The following is a 22,184-nucleotide window of genomic DNA, read 5'->3' as shown; positions in this document are numbered from 1 at the left end:
CGGAATCCGGACAGCACTCCCTTCCCGCCACGATACGTCGCCTCCGCATGCGGCGCCGCCCCGGACGCCGGCGTACGCGGAGGCTGTGACCAGGGCTCGGGCCTGGGCCTGGGCTCGGACGGGGGCGGGCGGACGGCTCAGGTGAGGGCGAGCGTGTACGACACCGCCGCGGCGGCCGAGGCGACCGTGCGGACGTGATTCCACATCGTCCACTCGCGCACATACGTGGGCCAGTAGACGGCGGCCTCCGGTGTCCCCGACTCCAGCTTCATCAGGGCGTCATTGCGCGGGACGTTCGCCGCGATCGTCACCCCGAACGACCCGAACAGATACAGCGCGCTGCCGAGCAGCAGCTCCACCGTCCCCTCGTCCGGCAACACCACGAACGTCACCACCGCCAGCACCGCGCACAGCACCGCCGACCCCATGAACACCAGCATGAACGGGGGGCGGACCGCCGCGACGTTGATCGCGTTCATCGCGGCGACCCCCTGCGCCGGCGGCAGCTGGGCCAGCGCCCTCATCACGAAGGTCGAGAACCCGCAGAACACCCCCGCCACCAGCCCGCAGCCGAGCACCCCCAGGAGCGTCAGCACGAAATACGGTCCGTCGATCATGTCCACTCCCGCGTCGAAACCGCCAAGCCCAAGATCCTGCACAGCGCCAACCGTCACCACAAGTGAAATCCGCCGCGACGGCAGTCGCCATGGCCGAGCGACGCGGACACATGCGTGACCGTCCACCACCCGTCGCGGTGACGGCGCATCCCCGCTCCACGCCCCGGGTGCCCAGCCCAGTTCACGTCCTCCACCTCAGCCCTGTCGACGTACTCCCGCCCCGTCCCGGTTCAGCGCTCCCGCTGCCCCGTCCCGGTTCAGCGCTCCCGCCCCCCCGCCTTGTCCTGTCCGTTCCGCGCAGACCCAGCCCTCCGTATCCGCATCCGAGCCGCCCCAGCCCACCCGTCTCGGCGGCTGAGCGGCCCCGGGCCCCAGTCCGCTCGCGCTGAGCGGCTCCGGGCCCCTGTGGGCTCATGCCTGCGCGGTGATGTCGTCGCGCCATTCCCAGAGCCTCGTGTCCACCGTGGCCGCGATCCGGCGGCGCGCCTCGTGCCGCGGCACGCCGCTCATCAGCAGCTGGTCGTACGGGGTCTCCGTGTGCCGTACGGACGCGCGGACCGCCGCGGTCACCGCCGCCTCGGACAGCGCGCGGCCCGCCGAGCTCCGCCCGACCCGCCCGCTGCCGCGCACCGAGGCATGGGCGGCGATCGTTCGCGCCCGGTCGGCCGGACAGTGCGGAAACAGCCGGCGTATCTCCAGAGCGAACGCGTCCGTGAAGCGAACGTCCTCCGCCTCCCGGCGCCGCGCGTCCCGTGCCCGGCGTCGCCGACGTGCCTCGGCGTCCACCAGACACCGCTCCTCGGCCCGGGCGAGCGCCGCCTCCTCGACCAGGACACCCTGCCGCTCGTACCTGCCTCGCCGCCGGTTGAACCGCACCACCACGGCCGACAGCGTGCTGCCCTCCCGCGATCTGCGCGTCAGCGCGGTGTCGCCGCGCGCCAGGAACACCAGGTGCCCGAGATCCACGCAGTCCAGACACCGCGGTGCCCCCTCCTCCAGCACCAGCAGCGGGATCGGCCCGCTCCGGCACTCGACGCAGTGCCGCTTCTTGAGCGGTTGGACGACGAGAAGCCCGTTCCGGAACGGGGGAGCAGCGATCGGTGCCATACGCGGTTCCTTCCCCGCACCGGCCCGACATCTACGTCGGCCGGCGGCGCCTTCGCGCGATCCGCGCCCCGGCCGCGCCATGCCGGCCACCCTCGCTCGCCGCGGGCCTCGCCCACCGGGCCCCGTCCCGAGCGCGGCATCATGGGCCCTGTGCGACTCGAAGCGATCACCTGGGAACGGCTCGGCGACCTCCTCGCCGACCGCCTGCTCGACCTGAAACCGGACGACGGCAGCCCCTGGCCACGCATCGCCTTCGACGGAGCCCCGGCCGCCCGCCCCGGCGAACTCGCGCACCGCGTCTCCGAGGCGCTGCGCGTACGCGGCCGTTCCTCGCTGGTCGTCGGCGCGGAGGGCTTCCTGCGTCCCGCGTCGCTCCGGTTCGAATACGGTCACCAGGACGTCGACGCCTATTACGACGGCTGGTTCGACACCGCCGCTCTCTGGCGCGAGGTCTTCGGTCCCCTCGAACCCGGTGGCGACGGCAGGCTCCTGCCTGACCGCTGGGACCCCGCCACCGACCGGGCCACCCGCAGCCCCTACGTCCGACTCCCTCCCGGCGGAATCCTGTTGCTCCACGGCCCCCTCCTCCTGCGCCACTGGTTCCCGTTCGACCTCAGCGTTCACGTACTCCTCTCTCCGGGCGCCCTGCGCCGCCGTACCCCGGAGGCGGAGCACTGGACCCTCCCCGCTTTCGCCCGCTACGAGGGCGAGGTGGACCCGGCCGGCACGGCCGACGTCCTGGTGCGTGCCGACGACCCCCGGCACCCCGCGTGGAACGGCTGATCACGAGGGCCGTCCCCGTCCCCTCGGTGTGCGTCCAGGTGCGTAGCTCCTGGGGCGCGGCGAGAATGTAGGGCGCCGGGACTAGCGGTGTGTTCCGCGCCGCGCCGGCCGTCCGGCACCGGGAGGTACTACATGACCACCGCCGGAGACATCATGCATCGTGGTGCCCAGTGGATCCCCGCCCACGAGACCCTGGACCGCGCCGCCCAGCTGATGCGCGAGCTCAACGTGGGCGCCCTGCCCATCAGCGACGAGAACGAACGACTCTGCGGCATCCTCACGGACCGCGACATCGTCGTCGGCTGTGTGGCCATGGGCCACGACCCCGCCCGGGTCACCGCGGGCGAGATGGCCCAAGGCACACCGCGCTGGATCGAGGCCGACGCCGATGTCGGCGAAGTGCTCCAGGAGATGAAGGGGCACCAGATCCGCCGGCTTCCGGTGATCGAGAACAAACGACTGGTCGGCATGATCAGCGAAGCCGACCTCGCCCAGCACGTCAGCGACGAACAACTCGCCGCCTGGGTCGAGAGCGTCTACGCGAGGGGCGCGAGCAGCGCGATGGGCTGACCCGTCGATCCTCCCGACCCGACCGACCCGACCGACTGACCCGCCCGAGCGAATGGGCCCGAGCGAATCGGCCCGAGGATTCGGCCGACCCGGCCCGAGCGATTCGGGCCGAAGGCAATCGAAGCGAGTCACCCGCCCACGTCTCCGGTCCCTGCGGATCCGTGACGCGCACTCTCGTCCGGCCGGCCGTGCCGGGCGAGAGACGTGTCAGAGCCAGCCGTTGCGCCGGAACCCCCGGTAGAGGACGAGACAGGCGACGGATATGACGCCGATGACGATGGGATAGCCGAACCTCCAGTGCAGTTCGGGCATGTTGTCGAAGTTCATGCCGTACACGCCGCAGACCATGGTCGGAACGGCGATGACCGCCGCCCACGCCGTGATCTTCCGCATGTCCTCGTTCTGCGCCACCGTCACCTGCGCGAGATGCGCCTGCAGGATCGAGTTGAGCAGTTCGTCGAAGGCGGCTATCTGCTCGGTGACCCGCAGCAGATGGTCGGAGACGTCCCGGAAGTACGCCTGTATCTCCGGGTCGACCACACGGATCGGCCGGGTCGCCAGCTCCTGGACCGGCCGGGCGAGCGGGACCACGGCCCGCTTCAGTTCGAGGAGTTCGCGCTTGAGCTGGTAGATGCGGCCCGCGTCCGCGCGTGCGCCGTTCTCGGCGAACACATCGGCCTCGACCTGGTCGATGTCCGCCTGGACCGAGTCCGTGACGTTCACATACTCGTCGACCACGTGGTCCGCGATCGCGTGCAGGACCGCGGCCGGCCCCTTGGACAGCTGCTGCGGATCGGACTCCAGCTCTTCGCGCAGCGGGCCCAGCGACCCGTGCCGTCCGTGTCGCACGGTGATGACGAAGTCCGGCCCGACGAACAGCATGATCTCGCCGGTGTTCACCACTTCACTGGTCGCCGTCAACTCCGTGTGCTCCACGTAGCAGACCGTTTTGAACACCGCGAACAGTGTGTCGCCGTACCGCTCCAGCTTCGGGCGCTGATGGGCCTCCACCGCGTCCTCGACGGCGAGGGGATGGAGGTCGAAGAGCTCGGCGACGCCCGCGAACTCCAGGGCGGTCGGCTCGTGCAGTCCGAGCCAGACGAAACCCTCGTCGCGCTTGCGGATCCGCTCCACGGTGTCGACCAGATCGCGGCCCTCGGGGATCCTGGAGCCGTTCTGGTATGCCACGCAGTTCACCACCGCGGAGCCCAGCGGCGACCGGGCGGGGTGGCTCAGGTCGACACGGGCGCGCCGCCGCGTCAGCCGCGCCACCTTGCGGAGGCCGTCGACCGCACCGAGAGCCGTCACCTTCCGCAAATTCCCTGCCATGGACATCTGGATCTCCTCGCGTGGATCTCCTCGGGCCGCACTTTGCGCCTGGCGGGCCAGTCTGCCAGGCCTGATCGGCCACCGGAAAAGGCTGTGGGAACGGAACATTCCGTTCAGTGATGCGGGGCACTCGGACGGCTGGGTGGCAGGTGGCGGCAGGCGGCGGGGCGTGGTGCCGCCGGGCGGTGCCCGTCGGGTGACGCGGGTACCGACAACGGGAGCGTCGGCGATTCCAGACAAGCAGGTCAACTGGGATGATCTCCCCATGACGCGAGCCGACGGGTATCTCCTCGACAACCAGCAGACCGAGGCGGGGCAGCGTTTCGACGCCTTCGCCACCCTCTTCGACCCCACGACGTTCAGGCACCTGGAGCGCCTCGGCGTCGGGTCCGGCTGGCGCTGCTGGGAGGTCGGGGCGGGCGGCACATCCGTCGTGTCCTGGCTCGCCAAGAAGGTCGGTCCGACGGGGAAGGTCGTCGCGACCGACATCGACACCTCGTGGGCGGCATCCGTCGCCCGCTCGCCCGTCGAGGTCCGCGTCCACGACGTGGGCGCCGAAGAACCGCCGGGGGAGGGCTTCGACCTCGTGCACGCCCGGCTCGTACTGGTTCATGTGCCGGAGCGGGAGCGGGCGCTGCGGTCGATGATCAAATCCCTGCGGCCCGGTGGCCGGATCCTGGTCGAGGACGCCGATCCCGCCCTGCAGCCGCTGCTCTGCCCCGACGAGTACGGCCCCGAGCAGCAACTGGCGAACCGGCTGCGCCAGGGCTTCCGCAAGCTGCTCGCCGAGCGCGGTGCCGACCTCGCCTACGGCCGCAAGCTCCCGCGGCTTCTCCGGGAGGCGGGACTGCGGGGCGTGGAGGCCGACGCGTACTTCCCCGTCACCTCCCCCGACTGCGCCATCCTGGAATCCGCGACGATCCGGCAGATCCGCGACCAGCTCGTCACGGCGGGCCTGGCCACCCAGGAGGAGATCAACCGGCACCTGGCGAATGTCGCGGCCGGGTCCATGGATCTGGCGACCGCGCCGCTGATCTCGGCCTGGGGGCGCAAGAACTGAACGCGATGCGGGAGTTGGGCAGGGGGTACCCGTGCACGTCCTCATGCGGGTCGGGCGTTCAGCGAACCCGCGTCTCCCCTCCTCGCCGTCGACTTCCCGACGGCGGTCTTCCGCCGACCCGCTCCACCGCCTTCGCCCCCGCAGCGCACCCCGCCGTCGCCGCCTCCTCGGGGCCGGCGCCCGCGAGCAGTGCGGCGAGGAACGCGCCGGTGAACGCGTCACCGGCGCCCGTCGTGTCACGCGGCGTCGCGGGCAGCGCCGGGACATGGGCCCGGACGGTCCCGGAACGGGCCACCAGGGCCCCGGCACCTCCCTGTTTGACGACGACCAAGGGGAAATGGCGGCTGAGCTTGGCCGCCGCGTCGGCCGGATCGGGCAGCCCCGTCAGCAGGCATGCCTCGTCACGGCTGGGCAGCAGGACGTCCACGCCCTCGGAAAGCTCGAGGAAGCGGTCCACGCCCAGCTCGGTGAGGAACCCCGCCGACGCGGGGTCGAGGCTCACCGGCACGCCCCGAGCTCGCGCCGACTCCAGCGCCGTCGACACCAGCGCCCGGCTCGGCTCGGAGAAGAACAGGTAGCCCGACAGATGCAGCCGCGCGACCCCGTCGAGCAGCGCCGGCGACCAGTCGTCCGGTGCGAGCCGAAGGGACGCCCCGCTGTCCGTGAGGAACGTGCGCTCCGCCGACGCACCGGTGTCCACCAGGCAGATCACCGTCCCGGTCGGTGCCTCCGCATCGGTCACCAGGAGGGGCCGTACGCCGCTCGCCGCGAGTTCACGCCCGTGCCACGCCGCGGCGTCGCCGCCCACCCGGCCGAGCAGCCGCACGTCGGCACAGCCCTCGTACGCGGCCCAGCACGCGACATTGGCGCCCGCGCCGCCCGGCACGGTCCGGATGACGGCGGCCGTGTCGGTGCCGGCCGCCAGCAGCCCGCGATGCCGGGCCACGACGTCCGTGACCACGTCCCCGACGACGAGCAGAGCGCCCTCGGCATCCCGCGCGTCCCGTCCGGCCCCCGAGCGGTCCACCCCGCTCACGCCGTGCCTCGGGTCGCCCCGATCCGCGTCGCTCACGCCCCCGCCCAGGCCGCCGCGATCCGCCCCGCGAGACGTACGTTGCCGCGTACCGCCGCCAGATTGGCACCGAGCGAGGCGCCGTCCGTGTGCCGGACCAGATAGCCGAGCAGGAAGGGCGTCACCGCCTGTCCGGTCACACCCTCCGCCTCGCACGCTCGCAACGCGTCGGCGAGCACGCGCGCGTGGAGCCCGGGATCGAGCTGTTCAGCCTCGGGGACGGGGTTCGCGACGACGAGCGACGACTCGGGGGCGTGCAGCGCGTCCTGGGCGCGCATCACCTCGGCCACCTGTTCGGGGGAGTCCAGGGTCCAGTCCACGGGGTGCCCCGAGTCGGACAGATAGAAGCCGGGGAACCGGTCCGTGCCGTACCCGGCCACCGCCACGCCCAGCGTCTCCAGGCGCTGCAGCGTCGCCGGCACGTCCAGGATCGACTTGACGCCCGCGCACACCACCGTGATCCGGGTGCGTGCCAACAGGCCCAGATCGGCGGACTCGTCCTGGGTCACCGTCCACTCGCGGTGCACTCCGCCGAGCCCTCCCGTCGCGAACACCCGGACCCCGGCGCGGGCCGCCAGCAGGGCTGTCGCGGACACGGTCGTCGCCCCGCTCGCCCCCGTGGCGACCGCGAGCGGCAGATCGCGGTGCCCCAGCTTGCGGATCCCGTCCTCGTTCGCGACCCGTTCCAGCTGTTCCTTGTCCAGGCCGACATGTGGCCGGCCGTCGAGCACGGCGATCGTCGCGGGTACCGCGCCCTCCTCCCGGACCACATCCTCCAGTTCGAGCGCGACCTGCAGATTGCGCGGGCGGGGCAGCCCGTGCGCGATGATCGTCGACTCCAGGGCCACCACCGGCCGGCGCGCGTCGAGCGCCTCCCGCACCTCTTCGGACACCACGATCACGCGCCTGCCTCCTGTCGTCGGTCGACGTTCCCCGTCCCTGGATCTCTGGCGAGCGGCGCGCCCGGCCAAACCCCCGCGACCTGCGGCGTACGACACCAGCCTGGGCGCATGACGGACAACTCGCCACGTCTCGACCATGTCGTCCTCTGGGTACGCGACCCGGTCGCCCCGGCCGACTTCTACGAGAAGGCGGTCGGCCCGGAATCCCTGAGATCGCCGAACTCGCCGCCGGAACGGTTCCCTTCGCCGGGATCCCGTCCTCCGGCGGGAGAGCTCCGGCAGGGGAAAAGGGTGCTCCACGCGCGCGGGAGCACCCCTTCTGCGAGCCGGGTCAGACAGGCCGTACGCCGGCCAGCGCCCCGTGCGGATCGAGGACGTACTTGCGGCCGGCGCCCTGGTCGAACTCGGTGTAACCGCGCGGTGCGTCGTCCAGGCCGATCACGGTCGCGTTGACCGCCTTGGCGATGTGCACCCGCTCGTGCAGGATCGCCTTCATCAGCCCCCGGTGGTACCGCATCACCGGGCACTGGCCCGTGGTGAACCGGTGGCTCTTGGCCCAGCCCAGGCCCAGACGCACCTTCAGCGTGCCGGTCCTCGCGTCCTGGTCGATCCCTCCGGGGTCGTCCGTGACGTAGAAGCCGGGGATGCCGAGGGCGCCGCCCGCGCGTGAGCCCCATCAGCGAGTTGAGGACGGTCGCGGGTGCCTCCTGCGCGTCCCGGCCGTGCGCCCGGGCCTCGAAGCCCACCGCGTCGACGGCCGCGTCGACCTCGGGTTCGCCGAGGATCTGCGCGATCTGGTCCTCGACGGTGCCTTCGGCTCCGTGACTTCGGATGCCAGCGGCTGTGCGCAGGGCGGAGTCTGCTATCGGTCGGGTGTCCCGGCCACCCTCCGCGTCAGGACTTTCCCGAACCGCGGAGCAGTTCTCCTCACGGCGGGGAGCCCCTCGGCGCTCCGGGCGGCGGACAAGCCCTTAGGGTGTCCGCTCATGACCATGAACTCCCAGGCCACACCGTCCTTCGCCGTGCACATTCCCGACGCCGAACTCGAACCCGAGCCGCTGGATCCGGCCCAGATCGTCTCCGGCGACCCCGCCGTGACGGGCAAGGTGCTCTGGGAGTCCGCCGACGGCAAGCAGTTGCGCGGCATCTGGCAGATCACGCCCGGCGTGGTGACCGACACCGAGGCGAACGAGCTCTTCGTCGTCGTCAGCGGCCGCGCCACCATCGAGGTGGAGGGCGGCGACGTCATCGAAGTGGGCCCCGGCGACGCGGCGTTCCTGCGCGAGGGCGACCGTACGACGTGGACCGTCCACGAGACGCTTCGCAAGGCGTACCACATCAGCCTCTGAGGATCGGGGGAAGGCTCCCGCCGCCACCTCAGAACAGTGGCTCCGGGAGCACCCCTTCCAGCGCCAGCAGCTTCCGCTTGGTCTCCAGGCCGCCCCCGAAACCACCGATGCCGCCGTCACTCTCGACCACACGATGGCACGGCACCACGACCGGCAGTGGATTCGAGCCCATGGCCACCCCCACGGCCTGCGCCGCCCCGGGCCGGCCGACCCGCCCGGCCAGGTCGCCGTAGCCCACCACGGAACCGAACGGGACACCCGAGTTCAGCTCGCGCAGCACCTGGCGGTTGAACCCCGAGATCAGCGACCAGTCGAGCGGCAGGTCGAAGTCGTGCCGCCCGCCCGCGAAGTACGCCTCGACCTGGTGTATCGCCTCGGCCAGCAGAGGTGATCCGGGTGCCTCGACGGGCTGGCTGCCCAGCCGGGACGCGAGCCGTTCGAGCGCCCTGTCGCGCACCGCGTCCGAGGCGTGAAAGACGACGTTGACCAGGCCGTGCGATGTCGCGGCGAGGAGCAGCGGACCGATGTCCGTGCCGAGGACGGTCCACACGACCTGCTGCTCGTACTGCCCGTGGCTGTTCACGCGATCCACCGTACGGCCCGCCACTGACAGCGCCCGTGGCGCGGACACCGGCACACGTCCGCGCCACGGGCGAGGGCGCTAGTCCAGGGCCTCGCGGACCACGTCGGGCGCGTTCGTGATGATGCCGTCCGCGCCGAACCTCGCCATGCGCCGCGCGGTGGCCGCGTCGTCCACGGTCCAGGCGAAGACCCTCATCGGGCCGTGCGGACCGCGGAGGGCGTGGACCGCGGAGACATAGTCGGACGACAGCGACGTATGGTCCGGATTGATCTGGTCGGCGAACTCCGCGTACCGGGGCAGCCGCGCGAGCGGAGGCGTCCCCAGGAAGGCCGTCGTGATGCCCGGCCGCAGATCGTGGACCGTCCGGACGCTGCGGGCGCTGAAGCTCTGGACGATCAGCCTGTCCCTGAGGTGCACCGGGTCGAGCCAGCCCTCGTTGCTCAGGAGCTTGAGGGTCTGTCGCTCGATGCCGGGGTATAGCTCGGGATTCTTGATCTCCAGGACGAGTTTCTGATGGTTGCGCGAGAGGCGTTCCATGTACTCCCGAAGTGTCGGCACCCCCTCGCCCGCGAACTGCGGGTCGAACCAGCTCCCGGCGTCCAGGCGGGCGATCTCGGCCGCGGTGAAGTCCTTGACCTTCCAGGGGCTTCGGCCGGGATAGACCTCCTCGACGTCGGTCGTGCGAGCCAGCGAGGCGTCGTGGAGGACGACCAGCTGACCGTCGCGGGTGCGCTGGACGTCGTTCTCGACCCACTTGAACCCCAGCTCGGCCGCGCGGTCGACGGCGGCCAGGGTGTTCTCCGGCGTGTAGGCCGAGGCACCGCGGTGGGAGACGATCAGCGGAGCCGTGCTCCGGCCGTCGGCCTTGGCGTGCGGGCTCGGCAGTATGAAAGCGGTTCCCCCAAGAAGCGCGGCGGTCGTGGCGGCGGCGGCTACGCGCGCGTGCATGCCTTCTCCTCGCATCGGGCGATCACAGTCAGTACAAGATTGACAGCAGAGAGTCGCCGAAGGGTGGAAGCGAGATGGCCGCGGATTGAATGGAGTTGTCCAAGTCCGCTCACTGGCGCCGCACAAGTGAGGAGAGGTCGTGATTCTTTGCAGGATTATCGTTCGACCATTCCGGTGGGGGACATACTCTCTGCCTCGACCCGGTCCGCTCCGGCGGTCCGGAAGGCGGGGGTAGTTCGGGTATTTCCAGGAGTAACGGGGCGGGAAGGGCAGCCGCGCATGCAGGGCACGGTCGACGGCTTCACCTACGGACTCGTCACACCGCTGGTGGCGTATTTCATGGCGTGCCTGGGCGGAGCGCTCGGGCTTCGCTGCACCACCAGATCCATGCTCGTCGCCGGTTCCTGGCGGGCCGGCTGGCTCGCGCTCGGTTCGGTCGCGATCGCCTCCGGCATCTGGACGATGCACTTCATCGCGATGATGGGCTTCACGGTCGAGGAGACCCCGGTCCACTACGACAAGCCGACCACGTTCGCGAGTCTGGGCGTCGCCGTCCTGATGGTCGGCGCCGGGATCTTCATCGTCGGCTACCGGGGTGCCACCGGGACGGCGCTCTTCACCGGAGGGACCGTCACGGGCCTGGGTGTCGCCTCGATGCACTATCTGGGCATGGCCGGGATGCGGCTCAACGGGAAGCTCGAATACAACACCCTCACCGTCTCCGCCTCGGTCGTCATCGCCGTCGTGGCCGCGACCGCCGCCCTCTGGGCGGCGGGACAAGTGCGTGGATTCCTCTGGAGCGTGGGCGCGAGCCTCGTCATGGGGCTCGCCGTCAGCGGAATGCACTACATGGGCATGGCCGCCCTCAGCGTCCATCTGCACGGCTCGACCGGCGGCGCCCCGGCCGGGGACTCGGCGGCCGCGCTGCTCGCGCCCATGATGATCGGCCCCTTCGTCTTCCTCTGCCTGGCGGGCGTCGTCGTGATGTTCGACCCGCTGATGGTCATGGGCAAGCCCGACTGGAGCCCCGCGGAGATCAAGCGGCCGGGTGTCCCGGCCCATCCCGTCGCCCCGCACGTCGTCGGCCGTCGACCGGCCGTGCGCCCCGTGCGGGAGCGTGGGCACCGCCGCTCCCGGACCCCGCAGAGCCGCTGATCCGGCCCGGTTGTCAGTGCGGGGTCGTACGGTGGATTCCATGCGGCCCGTATCCAAGATCGAACGTTCGGTGGCGCCCTTCGAGGTCGTCAGCCCCTTCCAGCCGGGCGGTGACCAGCCCACGGCCATCGCCGACCTGGAGAAGCGCATCCGCGCAGGTGAGAAGGATGTCGTGCTGCTGGGCGCGACCGGCACCGGAAAGTCCGCCACCACGGCCTGGATGATCGAGAAGCTCCAGCGCCCCACGCTCGTCATGGCACCGAACAAGACACTGGCCGCCCAGCTGGCCAACGAGTTCCGCGAGCTGCTGCCGAACAACGCCGTCGAGTACTTCGTCTCGTACTACGACTACTACCAGCCCGAGGCCTACGTCCCGCAGTCGGACACCTACATCGAGAAGGACTCCTCGATCAACGAGGAGGTGGAGCGCCTGCGCCACTCCGCGACCAACTCCCTGCTCACCCGCCGCGACGTCATCGTGGTCGCCTCGGTGTCCTGCATCTACGGCCTCGGTACGCCGCAGGAGTACGTGGACCGGATGGTCAACCTCAAGGTCGGCGACGAGATCGACCGCGACGACCTGCTGCGCCGCTTCGTCGACATCCAGTACACGCGCAACGACGTGGCCTTCGCGCGCGGCACCTTCCGGGTCCGCGGCGACACCATCGAGATCTTCCCGGTCTACGAGGAGCTCGCCGTCCGCATCGAGATGTTCGGCGACGAGATCGAGGCACTGTCCACGCTTCACCCGCTCACCGGTGAGGTCATCAGCGACGACAACCAGGTCTACGTCTTCCCGGCGTCCCACTACGTGGCGGGTCCCGAGCGCATGGAGCGCGCCGTCAACGACATCGAGAAGGAACTGGGGGAGCGGCTCGCCGAGCTGGAGAAGCAGAGCAAGCTCCTGGAGGCCCAGCGCCTGCGCATGCGGACGACGTACGACATCGAGATGCTCCGCCAGATCGGCTCCTGCTCCGGTGTGGAGAACTACTCGATGCACTTCGACGGCCGTGAACCCGGCTCCCCGCCGAACACGCTGATCGACTACTTCCCGGACGACTTCCTGCTCGTCATCGACGAGTCGCATGTCACCGTTCCGCAGATCGGCGCGATGTACGAGGGTGACGCCTCTCGCAAGCGCACGCTTGTCGACCACGGCTTCCGGCTGCCCTCCGCCCTGGACAACCGCCCCCTGAAGTGGGAGGAGTTCCAGAAGCGCATCGGCCAGACCGTCTATCTCTCGGCGACGCCGGGGAAGTATGAGCTCTCCCGCGGGGACGGGTTTGTCGAGCAGATCATCCGCCCCACCGGCCTCATCGACCCCCAGGTCGTCGTCAAGTCCACCGAGGGCCAGATCGACGACCTGGTGCACGAGATCCGGCAGCGCACCGAGAAGGACGAGCGCGTCCTGGTCACCACGCTCACCAAGAAGATGGCCGAGGACCTGACCGACTACTTCCTGGAACTGGGCATCCAGGTCCGCTACCTGCACAGCGACGTCGACACCCTGCGCCGCGTCGAGCTGCTGCGCGAGCTGCGTGCCGGCGAGTTCGACGTCCTGGTCGGCATCAACCTCCTGCGCGAGGGTCTCGACCTTCCCGAAGTCTCCCTGGTGGCGATCCTCGACGCGGACAAGGAGGGCTTCCTGCGCTCGGGAACCTCCCTGATCCAGACCATCGGCCGCGCGGCGCGCAATGTCTCCGGCCAGGTTCACATGTACGCCGACAAGATCACCCCGGCGATGGAGAAGGCCATCGAGGAGACCAACCGCCGCCGGGAGAAGCAGATCGCCTACAACAAGGAGAGGGGCATCGACCCGCAGCCCCTCCGCAAGAAGATCAACGACATCGTGGCGCAGATCGCCCGCGAGGACGTCGACACCGAGCAGCTGCTCGGCTCCGGCTACCGCAAGACGAAGGACGGCAAGGGTGCCAAGGCCCCCGTCCCCGCGCTCGGCGGCAAGGCGGCCCGGGCCGCCAGGTCCGCCAAGAGCAAGGAGACCGTGCCGACCGACCGCCCCGCGGCCGAACTCGCCGGTCAGATCGAGGAGCTGACGGAACGGATGCGCGCCGCCGCGGCCGATCTCCAGTTCGAGATCGCGGCCCGGCTGCGTGACGAGGTCTCCGAGATGAAGAAGGAGCTGCGGCAGATGAAGGAAGCGGGGATCGCCTGACCGCCCCGCAGGCGGCGCCGGACCTCGGCCGATGCGCGCTGTGTTGCAAGACCGACACAAAGTGCGCCCCAGGGTTCGGCACTGTCAGTGCCGCTGCGTAGGGTTCTGCTCATCCGCGGACTCCGCGGCAACAGGGGACAGTTCGAAAGGGGAACAGCGCGTGACGGTCAACATGACCAAGGGTCAGGCCATCAGTCTGCAGAAGAACGACGGGGGCACGCTGACCGCGGTCCGTATGGGACTCGGATGGCAGGCCGCCCCCCGGCGCGGTCTGTTCGGCTCGCGCACCCGAGAGATCGACCTCGACGCCTCCGCCGTGCTGTTCGCGGACAAGCAGCCCGTCGACGTGGTGTTCTTCCGCCACCTCGTCAGCGACGACGGCTCGGTGCGGCACACCGGGGACAACCTGGTCGGCGGCGTGGGCCAGGGCGGTGACGACGAGGCCATCCTCGTCGACCTGCAGCGCATCCCGGTCCACATCGACCAGATCATCTTCACCGTGAACTCCTTCACGGGCCAGACCTTCCAGGAAGTGCAGAACGCGTTCTGCCGCCTGGTCGACGAGACCAACGGCCAGGAACTCGCCCGCTACACGCTGGCGGGCGGCGGCCAGTACACGGCCCAGATCATGGCGAAGGTGCACCGCGCCGGAACCGGCTGGCAGATGACGGCCCTCGGCTCGCCGGCCAACGGCCGCACGTTCCAGGACCTGATGCCCGCGATCCTGCCGCACCTGTAGGCAGCCGGCGTACACGCACGAAGCGACATAGGGGGACAAGACGATGACGGCCGAGCTGGTCAGGGGGCAGAACCACCCGCTCTCCCAGGTCCGTCTCGAGGTCCGTGTCTCGGCCGGGAAGCCGATCGTGGCCGGGGCCACGCTCAGCGACGAGCAGGGCAGGGTCCGAGGCGTCGAGTGGGTGGCCCATCCCGGCGCGCCCACGCTGCCCGGGCTCGAGGTCTCCAAGCAGGCGGCGGCCGATCATCGTCTGGCCTTCGACCTGGACGCCCTGCCGCCGACCGTGCACCGGGTCAGCGTGCTCCTCGCGCTGCCCACCGGGGTGGGCGGCCCGGTCCGGTTCGGCGCCGTCGCCGCCCCCTTCGTCGCGGTCACCGGCCTCGACGGTTCCGAGGTCGCCAGCTACACCCTCACCGGTCTGGACGCCGAGTCCGCCGTCGTGGCCCTGGAGCTCTACCGCAGGCAGGGTGCCTGGAAGGTCCGCGCGGTCGGCCAGGGCTACGCGGGCGGCCTCGCCGAACTCCTCACCGACCAGGGACTCCCCGAAGCCCGGCAGCTCGCCGGAACCATCAACGAAGCGGTGGCCCAGGGCCTGGCCCGGTCCGTGGCGGCGCCCCCGCCGCGCACATCGGAGGGGGACCGGACACGGCAGACGGCCACCTCGGCGCCGGGACCGGATCAGCCGTACGCCGGACCTGGACCGCAGGGCGCGCCCGGGACCGTGACACCGCAGCAGTCCCCGTACGACACGCCCGGTCCGCAGGGAACCGTGGCGCCGCAGACCGGCGGTCCGGTGGGCTCCGCGCAGCCCGACCCCTCCACCGTCACCCAGCCGGCGTCACCCACCGCCGGCGGTCCCGTCAACTACAGCCACCCCGGCCGGCAGACCGCTGCCCCGCCGCCGCCCCCGCCGACCGCGCCGCCGGCCCAGCCCGGGCAGCCCGCTCAGCCCGTCGCGGGAGACGCGACCGGCTGGTCCATGGAGGAGCGGCTGTACAACCAGGTGTGGGGGATGTTCGAGGACCTGGCCAGGACCGTCGCCGCGTACCGCAGTGCCGTCGACTTCGCCGACTCGCGGATGGAGAAGGAGCTCGACCACGTCCTCTCCGACCCGCGCAGCCGGATCGGCGGGCAGGGCGACGCCGCGCGCGACGCCGCCCGCGCCAAGCACACGCTCCTCGTGGACCAGGCCCGGGCCGCTCTCGACCGGGACCTCGCCCAGCTGGCCGCCGAGGCCGAGGTCGTGGAGCCCGCGCTGCCGATGGCGTACGCGAGCTGGGACAACCCGGTCTGGCACGGCTACCGCGCTCCCATGGAAATCCCCATGGCGCTGCGGCTCGGCGACCTGCGTCTGCCCGAGAGCGAGAACCTGAGCATCCCGATGCTGATGCGCCTGCCGCTGGAGCGCGGCCTGTGGATCGACAGCGGTCGAGCCTCCCTGGACGGCACGCTCGCCGACTCCGACCAACTGCGCCGGCTCGCCATGGACACCGCGGTGGCGCACGCCGCCCGGCTGCTCGCCGTGTATCCCGCGGGTGAGTTCACCGTGCACGTCATCGACGCGGCCGGTGCCGGAGCCTCCTCCCTGGCGCCTCTGGTGCAGTCCGGGGTGCTCCACAGCCCGCCGGCCGTGGGTGCGGCGGGTGTGGCGGACGTACTGGCCCGGCTCACCCAGCGCGTCGACCTGGTGCAGATGGCGTTGCGCGGGGGAGCGGCCGACTCGCTGCCGCCGGGCCTCGACACCGCCGAGCAGCTGCTGATCGTCAACGACTTCCCGCACGGCTTCGACGACCGCGCCGTGACCCAGCTTCGCTACCTGGCGGACGAGGGGCCGGCTGTCGGCGTCCATCTGATGATGGTGGCCGACCGCGAGGAGGCCGCAGCGTACGGACCGCTGCTCGACCCTCTCTGGCGGTCGCTGCTGCGGATCACGCCGGTGCCCGACGACCATCTCGCCGACCCGTGGGTCGGACATGCGTGGACGTACGAACCCTCGCTCGTTCCCGCGAACAGCCAGGTGCTCCAGCAGGTCCTCGCGCAGGTGGCGGCGGCCCGCCGGTCCTGGAACCGCTGACTACGGTCTCCTTCACGCACCCCCGCATCCCTGGATGCGGGGGTGCGTGCCGCTTTACCAAGCATCGGTAAAGCGCTCCGACCAGGCAACTTGGTCTTTCTTTTACTAATCCCTTTACCTTCTCTTGGTGGTTCGGGTACTCTTTTTCCATACGGAGGGGAGTACTCCCTACCTGCTGCGACGTACCCGTCAATACGGATCAGGCTTGATCCCGGGGCGTCGACCCGCGGGCTCCGGGCGCACCCAGCGCCCCGGGAGCCGCGGGTGGAAGAGACCTCCGGTAGCGACGACGCTGACATATGCCGTTACGAACTGCCGGAGGCGCAGTGGATGTTTCCCTGACCCTGTGGGTCCTGACCATCGTGGGGCTGGCCGCACTGATCGCGGTCGACTTCTTCATCGGCCGCAAGCCGCACGACGTATCGATCAAGGAAGCCGGAATCTGGACCGTCGTCTGGATCGCGCTGGCCGGGCTGTTCGGACTCGGACTGCTCCTCTTCTCCGGCGGTGAGCCGGCCGGAGAGTTCTTCGCCGGCTTCATCACCGAGAAATCCCTGAGCGTCGACAACCTCTTCGTCTTCGTCCTGATCATGGCGAAGTTCGCCGTGCCCTCGAAGTACCAGCAGCGCGTGCTCCTCGTGGGTGTCCTCATAGCCCTCGTCCTGCGCGCGATATTCATCGCCGCGGGCGCCGCGATCATCGCGAACTTCGCGTGGGTCTTCTACATCTTCGGCGCCTTCCTCATCTACACCGCCTGGAAGCTGATCCAGGAGGCCCGCGCCGACGAGGACGACGAGGAGTTCGAGGAGAACAGGCTGCTCAAGGCCGCCGAGCGGCGGTTCGGCGTGGCCGACCGCTATCACGGCACCAAGCTGTGGATCCGGCAGAACGGCAAGCGCGTCATGACGCCGATGCTGGTCGTGATGCTGGCGATCGGCACCACCGACGTGCTCTTCGCCCTCGACTCGATCCCCGCGATCTTCGGCCTGACCCAGGACCCGTACATCGTCTTCACGGCCAACGCGTTCGCGCTGATGGGTCTGCGACAGCTGTACTTCCTCATCGGCGGCCTGCTCAGGAAGCTGGTCCACCTCAGCTACGGCCTCTCGGTCATCCTGGGCTTCATCGGCATCAAACTCGTCCTGCACGCGCTCCACGAGTCCGGCGTCCATGTTCCCGAGATCTCCATCCCGGTCTCCCTCGGCGTGATCTGCGCGGTCCTCGTGGTCACCACGATCACGAGCCTGGTCGCCACGAGGAAGCAGGCGGCGCGCGAGCAGGCCGAGAGCGCGCCGAAGGAAAGCATTGACGTCTGACCACGTCGACCGTAGGAACAACCACCCCCGGGAGCGGTGCGTGACGAATTGCCGGCCACCGCTTCCGGTGCTCGCTCGGAGTTCGGGCGTCTCCCGCTCGGGAGCGCCCGGGCCGGGTGGGGGAATCCATGAAGTTCGTACAGATCATCGACATGGAATCCGAGCGGACGGGCGGGATGCGTCAGCTCGTCGAGCAGGCGGAAGTGCGCAGCGCGGGACGGGCCGGAGCGAGGCCCGCGCCGCCGGAGTGCGGGGCACGCTCTCGACTGCGACGATCGCGACATGATCGTTCGGCTCCGGCCACTCGCGAGGCAGTGGACCACCGTGGTGCCCGTGATCGCGGTGGTGCTGCTGGCCTTCACGTGGGGGCGCGACCTGCCCGCCGCGATGGTCGCCCTGGTGACGCTGGTCCTCGCGGGCTCCGTGCTCGCCGCGGTGCATCACGCCGAGGTCGTCGCCCACCGGGTGGGCGAACCCTTCGGTTCCCTCGTCCTCGCCGTCGCGGTCACGATCATCGAAGTCGCCCTCATCGTCACACTGATGGCGGACGGCGGCGACAAGAGCTCGACGCTGGCCCGCGACACGGTGTTCGCGGCCGTGATGATCACCTGCAACGGCATCGTCGGGGTGTGTCTGCTCGTCGCCTCGCTGCGCCACGGGCTCGCCGTCTTCAACGCGGAGGGCACCGGAGCCGCCCTGGCGACCGTCGCGACACTGGCAACACTCAGCCTCGTCTTCCCGACCTTCACCACCAGCAAGCCGGGCCCGGAGTTCTCCACGACGCAGCTCACCTTCGCCGCGCTCGCCTCCCTGGTCCTCTACGGCCTGTTCGTGACGACCCAGACCGTCCGGCACCGTGACTACTTCCTGCCGATCACCCGGCAGGGCCAGGTCATCGACGCGGACGACCACGCGGACGCCCCGACCGCCCGTATGGCCAAAATCAGCATGGGACTGCTCGGTCTGGCCCTGATCGGTGTGGTCGGCCTCGCCAAGGGCGTGTCGCCCACCATCGAGTCCGGGGTCGAGGCGGCCGGTATGCCGCACTCCGTGGTAGGTGTGATCATCGCCCTGCTCGTGCTGCTCCCCGAGACCATCGCGGCCCTGCGGTCCGCCCGCCGCGACCGGGTGCAGACCAGCCTGAACCTCGCCCTCGGCTCGGCGATGGCCAGCATCGGACTGACCATCCCCGCCGTCGCCCTGGCGTCGCTCTGGCTGTCGGGACCACTCGTTCTCGGTCTCGAACCGACCGAGATGGTTCTACTCGCCCTGACCGTGGTGGTGAGCGCCCTGACCGTCGTTCCCGGGCGGGCCACTCCGCTCCAGGGAGGCGTCCATCTGGTCGTGTTCGCCGCCTATCTGGAGCTGGCCATCAACCCCTGAGCAACCGTCACTCCGTGGCTCGTACGACCACGAGGTGAGGTACCGGCCGGGTCTCCGGGAGCAGCGCGAAGCACCCGAGGCTCAGCAGGGCGATCCCCGTCAGATAGGCGGCCACACCCCAGGGCACGCCTTCACCGCTCGCCACCGCCGTCGCCACGATCGGGGTGAGCGCGCCCCCGAGGACCCCGCCCAGGTTGTATCCGACGGCCGCGCCCGTGCAGCGCACCCGCGGCTCGTACAGCTCCGGCAGATACGCGGCGATCACCGCGAACATGGTGATGAAGGCGATGAGCGCCACCAGGAATCCGAGGAACATCAGCAGGGGTTCGCCGGTCGACAGCAGTCCGATCATCGGGAACATCCACAGTGCGGCCCCCGCACAGCCCGCCATGCACAGTGGCCGCCGTCCGTAGCGATCCCCCAGCAGGGCCACCAGGGGCGTCAGACATCCCTTCACCACCACGGCGGCCATGATGCAGGTCAGCATGACGGTGCGGCTCACCTCGAGCCGTTCGACGCCGTAGGCGAGGGCCCAGGTCGTCACGGCGTAGAACACGGCGTAGCCGACGGCGAGTCCGCCGGCCGTCAGCAGCACGAGCCGCCAGTGGTCGCGCACCACCTCGGCGAGCGGCACGCGCGCGCGGTCCCCCATGTCCAGGAAGCGCGGGCTCTCCGCGAGCGAACTGCGCAGCCACAAGCCCGCGGCCGCGAGCACTCCCGCCGCCCAGAACGGCACCCGCCACCCCCACGCCGCGAACTGCGCGTCGGACAGGGTCGCCGACAGCGCCAGCATCACGCCGTTGGCCAGCAAGAACCCGAGGGACGGTCCGATCTGGGGGAAGCTCGACCACAGTCCGCGCCGCTCGGCGGGCGCGTGCTCGACCGTCAGCAGCACGGCCCCTCCCCATTCGCCGCCGAGACCGAGCCCCTGCAGAAAGCGCAGCACCAGAAGCAGCACGGGAGCGGCGACACCGATGCGGTCGTACGTCGGAACACAGCCGACGGCGACGGTCGCCGCGCCGGTCAGCAGCAGCGAGGCCACCAGAACCGGCCGCCGCCCGCGCCGGTCCCCGATGTGCCCGAACAGCACCGAGCCCAGCGGACGGGCGACGAAACCGACGCCGAACGTCCCGAAGGCCGCCAGCGTCCCCGCCAGCGGCGAGAACGTCGGGAAGAACAGCGGTCCGAGAACCAGCGCGGCAGCGGTCCCGTAGACGAAGAAGTCGTAGAACTCGATGGCGGTCCCTGCGAGTGAGGCGGTCGCGAGCCGCAGCATGGAGGGTGCCCTTACGGTGCGTACGTCGTGCATGCCGGGTCAACTACCCACAGTGACCATCAGTTACGGGGGCGCGCGGGAGTGCGCTGTGCGTCAGTAGGTGACGGTGATGCGCCGGGCCGGGCCGTCGACGCGGATGAGCCCTCCATAGGGAATGACGATGTTCGGATCGGTGTGGCCGAGGTCCACATCGAAGACGACCATCATGTCCGGGGCGTACCTGTCGATGGCCCGGAGCACCGCTTCGCGCTGGTCGCGCGCGTAACGGGTCCTGGCCTCCGGCTCGAGGGGCCGGTCGAACGACCACGCCTTCGGGCGGCCCATGAGGAGGGCCGGAAAGCGTCCCAGCAGTCCGCGTTCGCCCATGCTGCGCAGGATCCAGAAGACGTCGTCCGCCCTGGGCATGTCCTCCGAGGTCTCCAGGAACAGCACGTGACCGTCGTACACGGAAGGATCGCGGGCGATCTCGCGGTCGGCCATCAGCAGCCACGACAGGATCTCGATGTTGCCGCCCCAGGAGCGCCCCTCGACCACCCGTTCGGGGCGGAGCCAGGTCCAGCCGGCGCCCGGCACGGTCGGCGGCTCGGAGACGAAGCTCTCCGGCTCCTCCCAGCGCACGTCGACCTCGCGGAAGCGGTCGGCGGGGCGCAGTTCGTACGGCCCGGAGGTGAACAGGGCGGCCCGCAGCGACTCCGCGGTCAGCGGGTCCATGGCACCAGGGCGGCCGAACTCGCACATCACCGTTCCGCCGTGATAGCCGACGATTCCGGCGTTCCACAGGTGGACGAGGAGGTTGGTGTTGTCGCTGTATCCGAAGAAGGGCTTCGGGTTCGCCCGGATCAACTCGCTGTCCAGCAGCGGCAGCACGGTGATCTGGTCGTCGCCCCCGATGGACGCGATGACCGCCTTGACCGTCGGATCGGCGAACGCCGCGTGGAGGTCGTCGGCCCGCTCCCGCGGAGTCGACCCCATCTTCCGGCTCGCCGGGTACTCGACCGGTTCCAGGCCGAACTCCTCACGGAGCCGCTCCAACCCAAGCTCGTACGGCAGCGGGAGAAGGCCGGGCAGCCCGCTGGACGGTGAGATCACGGCCACCCGGTCGCCGGGCACGGGCTTGGGAGGGTAGGTGGGTGTTGTCATGGCGAGAGGGTACGAGCCGTCACCCCTTCGGTGCATCGTGATAAACCGGGTCCGAACAGCGGTCCTGGACGGGCCGGCAGACCTGAAGGACCGGAGGAAACGTGCCCCGCACCCTCGCCAACGCCCCGATCATGATTCTCAACGGCCCCAACCTGAACCTCCTCGGGCAGCGGCAGCCGGAGATCTACGGCTCCGACACGCTCGCGGACGTGGAGGCGCTGTGCGCCAAGGCGGCGGCCGCGCACGGGGGCACGGTGGACTTCCGGCAGTCCAACCACGAGGGCGAGCTGGTGGACTGGATCCACGAGGCCCGTCAGAACCACGCCGGGATCGTCATCAACCCGGCCGCCTATTCGCATACTTCCGTCGCCATCCTGGATGCGCTCAACACCTGTGACGGACTTCCTGTGGTGGAGGTCCATATCTCCAACATCCACCAGCGCGAGGAGTTCCGGCACCACTCGTATGTCTCGCTGCGTGCCGACGGGGTCATCGCCGGCTGTGGCGTGCAGGGATACGCGTTCGCGGTGGAGCGGGTCGCGGTGCTCGCGGGCACGGGGCGGGCGGACACCTGACCGCTCCAGGAGAAGCGTCCGCCCGCGCCGCGG

The 22,184-nt window shown here is 70.3% G+C and carries 21 protein-coding genes and 1 pseudogene; 12 read left to right on the top strand and 10 right to left on the bottom strand.

Going from position 1 to position 22,184, the window contains the following annotated elements:
• Positions 1-137 precede the first annotated feature (137 nt).
• Both ACWD68_RS29685 and ACWD68_RS29680 read right to left on the bottom strand, forming a co-directional pair.
• A complete protein-coding gene (locus ACWD68_RS29685) occupies positions 138-617 on the bottom strand; it encodes an anthrone oxygenase family protein (protein WP_451809534.1) in 480 nt (159 codons plus the stop codon).
• 411 nt (positions 618-1,028) lie between these two features.
• Positions 1,029-1,724 carry a DUF2293 domain-containing protein gene (locus tag ACWD68_RS29680; protein ID WP_451809533.1) on the bottom strand — a complete coding sequence of 232 codons (696 nt, stop codon included), beginning with the start codon at positions 1,722-1,724 and terminating at the stop codon, positions 1,029-1,031.
• A 141-nt stretch (positions 1,725-1,865) separates the two neighbouring features.
• Between ACWD68_RS29680 and ACWD68_RS29675 the strand changes: the two genes are divergently transcribed.
• Together ACWD68_RS29675 and ACWD68_RS29670 are read left to right on the top strand one after the other, a co-directional pair.
• A complete protein-coding gene (locus ACWD68_RS29675) occupies positions 1,866-2,507 on the top strand; it encodes a uridine kinase (RefSeq protein WP_451809532.1) in 642 nt (213 codons plus the stop codon).
• A gap of 132 nt (positions 2,508-2,639) precedes the next feature.
• Positions 2,640-3,077 carry a CBS domain-containing protein gene (locus tag ACWD68_RS29670; RefSeq protein WP_451809531.1) on the top strand — a complete coding sequence of 146 codons (438 nt, stop codon included), beginning with the start codon at positions 2,640-2,642 and terminating at the stop codon, positions 3,075-3,077.
• A 207-nt stretch (positions 3,078-3,284) separates the two neighbouring features.
• Here ACWD68_RS29670 and corA read toward each other — a convergent pair whose 3' ends face one another.
• The gene (gene corA / locus ACWD68_RS29665) at positions 3,285-4,412 is read right to left on the bottom strand and encodes a magnesium/cobalt transporter CorA (protein ID WP_451809530.1); all 1,128 of its coding nucleotides are present in this window, start codon (positions 4,410-4,412) and stop codon (positions 3,285-3,287) included.
• A 259-nt stretch (positions 4,413-4,671) separates the two neighbouring features.
• Here corA and ACWD68_RS29660 point away from each other — a divergent pair, with 259 nt between their 5' ends.
• Positions 4,672-5,466 (top strand): methyltransferase domain-containing protein, encoded by a 795-nt coding sequence (locus ACWD68_RS29660; RefSeq protein ID WP_451809529.1) that lies wholly within the window; start codon positions 4,672-4,674, stop codon positions 5,464-5,466.
• A gap of 58 nt (positions 5,467-5,524) precedes the next feature.
• Here the strand turns inward: ACWD68_RS29660 and ACWD68_RS29655 are convergent, their stop codons facing one another.
• Complete coding sequence (locus ACWD68_RS29655; protein ID WP_451809555.1) at positions 5,525-6,502, bottom strand: carbohydrate kinase family protein; 978 nt, start codon at positions 6,500-6,502, stop codon at positions 5,525-5,527.
• A gap of 32 nt (positions 6,503-6,534) precedes the next feature.
• The gene (locus ACWD68_RS29650; RefSeq protein WP_451809528.1) at positions 6,535-7,440 is read right to left on the bottom strand and encodes a pseudouridine-5'-phosphate glycosidase; all 906 of its coding nucleotides are present in this window, start codon (positions 7,438-7,440) and stop codon (positions 6,535-6,537) included.
• A gap of 108 nt (positions 7,441-7,548) precedes the next feature.
• On the opposite strand from ACWD68_RS29650, the pseudogene ACWD68_RS29645 reads away from it, so the two are divergent.
• Positions 7,549-7,694, top strand: a pseudogene (locus tag ACWD68_RS29645) (VOC family protein); the annotation flags it as partial.
• Between the two features lie 77 nt (positions 7,695-7,771).
• On the opposite strand, the gene ACWD68_RS29640 reads toward ACWD68_RS29645, so the two are convergent.
• The gene (locus ACWD68_RS29640; protein ID WP_451809527.1) at positions 7,772-8,017 is read right to left on the bottom strand and encodes a hypothetical protein; all 246 of its coding nucleotides are present in this window, start codon (positions 8,015-8,017) and stop codon (positions 7,772-7,774) included.
• A gap of 409 nt (positions 8,018-8,426) precedes the next feature.
• On the opposite strand from ACWD68_RS29640, the gene ACWD68_RS29635 reads away from it, so the two are divergent.
• Complete coding sequence (locus tag ACWD68_RS29635; protein WP_266757515.1) at positions 8,427-8,789, top strand: cupin domain-containing protein; 363 nt, start codon at positions 8,427-8,429, stop codon at positions 8,787-8,789.
• 28 nt (positions 8,790-8,817) lie between these two features.
• Here ACWD68_RS29635 and ACWD68_RS29630 read toward each other — a convergent pair whose 3' ends face one another.
• Positions 8,818-9,372 (bottom strand): methylated-DNA--[protein]-cysteine S-methyltransferase, encoded by a 555-nt coding sequence (locus tag ACWD68_RS29630; protein WP_451809526.1) that lies wholly within the window; start codon positions 9,370-9,372, stop codon positions 8,818-8,820.
• Between the two features lie 78 nt (positions 9,373-9,450).
• Complete coding sequence (locus ACWD68_RS29625) at positions 9,451-10,320, bottom strand: glycerophosphodiester phosphodiesterase (protein ID WP_451809525.1); 870 nt, start codon at positions 10,318-10,320, stop codon at positions 9,451-9,453.
• 279 nt (positions 10,321-10,599) lie between these two features.
• Between ACWD68_RS29625 and ACWD68_RS29620 the strand changes: the two genes are divergently transcribed.
• From ACWD68_RS29620 to ACWD68_RS29595, 6 genes are all read left to right on the top strand, one after another.
• Positions 10,600-11,475 (top strand): MHYT domain-containing protein, encoded by an 876-nt coding sequence (locus ACWD68_RS29620; protein WP_451809524.1) that lies wholly within the window; start codon positions 10,600-10,602, stop codon positions 11,473-11,475.
• A 40-nt stretch (positions 11,476-11,515) separates the two neighbouring features.
• The gene (gene uvrB / locus ACWD68_RS29615; RefSeq protein WP_451809523.1) at positions 11,516-13,648 is read left to right on the top strand and encodes an excinuclease ABC subunit UvrB; all 2,133 of its coding nucleotides are present in this window, start codon (positions 11,516-11,518) and stop codon (positions 13,646-13,648) included.
• Between the two features lie 160 nt (positions 13,649-13,808).
• Positions 13,809-14,387, top strand: a complete 579-nt coding sequence (locus ACWD68_RS29610) for a TerD family protein (RefSeq protein ID WP_451809522.1) — start codon at positions 13,809-13,811, stop codon at positions 14,385-14,387.
• A gap of 43 nt (positions 14,388-14,430) precedes the next feature.
• Positions 14,431-16,461, top strand: a complete 2,031-nt coding sequence (locus ACWD68_RS29605; RefSeq protein WP_451809521.1) for a TerD family protein — start codon at positions 14,431-14,433, stop codon at positions 16,459-16,461.
• 326 nt (positions 16,462-16,787) lie between these two features.
• Positions 16,788-17,777: a TerC/Alx family metal homeostasis membrane protein gene (locus ACWD68_RS29600; RefSeq protein ID WP_451809520.1), complete on the top strand. Its 990-nt coding sequence runs from the start codon at positions 16,788-16,790 to the stop codon at positions 17,775-17,777.
• Between the two features lie 282 nt (positions 17,778-18,059).
• Positions 18,060-19,160, top strand: coding sequence for a calcium:proton antiporter (locus tag ACWD68_RS29595; protein WP_451809519.1), 1,101 nt, complete (start codon positions 18,060-18,062; stop codon positions 19,158-19,160).
• A gap of 7 nt (positions 19,161-19,167) precedes the next feature.
• Here ACWD68_RS29595 and ACWD68_RS29590 read toward each other — a convergent pair whose 3' ends face one another.
• Positions 19,168-20,469 (bottom strand): MFS transporter, encoded by a 1,302-nt coding sequence (locus ACWD68_RS29590; RefSeq protein ID WP_451809518.1) that lies wholly within the window; start codon positions 20,467-20,469, stop codon positions 19,168-19,170.
• 60 nt (positions 20,470-20,529) lie between these two features.
• On the bottom strand, positions 20,530-21,576 hold the full coding sequence (locus ACWD68_RS29585; RefSeq protein WP_451809517.1) for a S66 family peptidase: 1,047 nt from the start codon (positions 21,574-21,576) through the stop codon (positions 20,530-20,532).
• Between the two features lie 101 nt (positions 21,577-21,677).
• On the opposite strand from ACWD68_RS29585, the gene aroQ reads away from it, so the two are divergent.
• The gene (gene aroQ, locus ACWD68_RS29580; RefSeq protein ID WP_451809516.1) at positions 21,678-22,151 is read left to right on the top strand and encodes a type II 3-dehydroquinate dehydratase; all 474 of its coding nucleotides are present in this window, start codon (positions 21,678-21,680) and stop codon (positions 22,149-22,151) included.
• The last annotated feature ends 33 nt before the right edge of the window (positions 22,152-22,184 follow it).

Source organism: Streptomyces sp. NPDC005141, from assembly GCF_053599975.1.
This window is presented reverse-complemented; position numbering and strand designations above follow the sequence as displayed.

Bases quoted from the DNA above. Each gene is read 5' to 3' on its own strand.
- ACWD68_RS29685 (WP_451809534.1), bottom strand. From the start codon at position 617: ATGATCGACGGACCGTATTTCGTGCTGACGCTCCTGGGGGTGCTCGGC.
- ACWD68_RS29680 (WP_451809533.1), bottom strand. From the start codon at position 1,724: ATGGCACCGATCGCTGCTCCCCCGTTCCGGAACGGGCTTCTCGTCGTC.
- ACWD68_RS29675 (WP_451809532.1), top strand. From the start codon at position 1,866: ATGGGCCCTGTGCGACTCGAAGCGATCACCTGGGAACGGCTCGGCGAC.
- ACWD68_RS29670 (WP_451809531.1), top strand. From the start codon at position 2,640: ATGACCACCGCCGGAGACATCATGCATCGTGGTGCCCAGTGGATCCCC.
- corA (WP_451809530.1), bottom strand. From the start codon at position 4,412: ATGTCCATGGCAGGGAATTTGCGGAAGGTGACGGCTCTCGGTGCGGTC.
- ACWD68_RS29660 (WP_451809529.1), top strand. From the start codon at position 4,672: ATGACGCGAGCCGACGGGTATCTCCTCGACAACCAGCAGACCGAGGCG.
- ACWD68_RS29635 (WP_266757515.1), top strand. From the start codon at position 8,427: ATGACCATGAACTCCCAGGCCACACCGTCCTTCGCCGTGCACATTCCC.
- ACWD68_RS29625 (WP_451809525.1), bottom strand. From the start codon at position 10,320: ATGCACGCGCGCGTAGCCGCCGCCGCCACGACCGCCGCGCTTCTTGGG.
- ACWD68_RS29620 (WP_451809524.1), top strand. From the start codon at position 10,600: ATGCAGGGCACGGTCGACGGCTTCACCTACGGACTCGTCACACCGCTG.
- uvrB (WP_451809523.1), top strand. From the start codon at position 11,516: ATGCGGCCCGTATCCAAGATCGAACGTTCGGTGGCGCCCTTCGAGGTC.
- ACWD68_RS29605 (WP_451809521.1), top strand. From the start codon at position 14,431: ATGACGGCCGAGCTGGTCAGGGGGCAGAACCACCCGCTCTCCCAGGTC.
- ACWD68_RS29595 (WP_451809519.1), top strand. From the start codon at position 18,060: ATGATCGTTCGGCTCCGGCCACTCGCGAGGCAGTGGACCACCGTGGTG.
- ACWD68_RS29590 (WP_451809518.1), bottom strand. From the start codon at position 20,469: ATGCACGACGTACGCACCGTAAGGGCACCCTCCATGCTGCGGCTCGCG.
- ACWD68_RS29585 (WP_451809517.1), bottom strand. From the start codon at position 21,576: ATGACAACACCCACCTACCCTCCCAAGCCCGTGCCCGGCGACCGGGTG.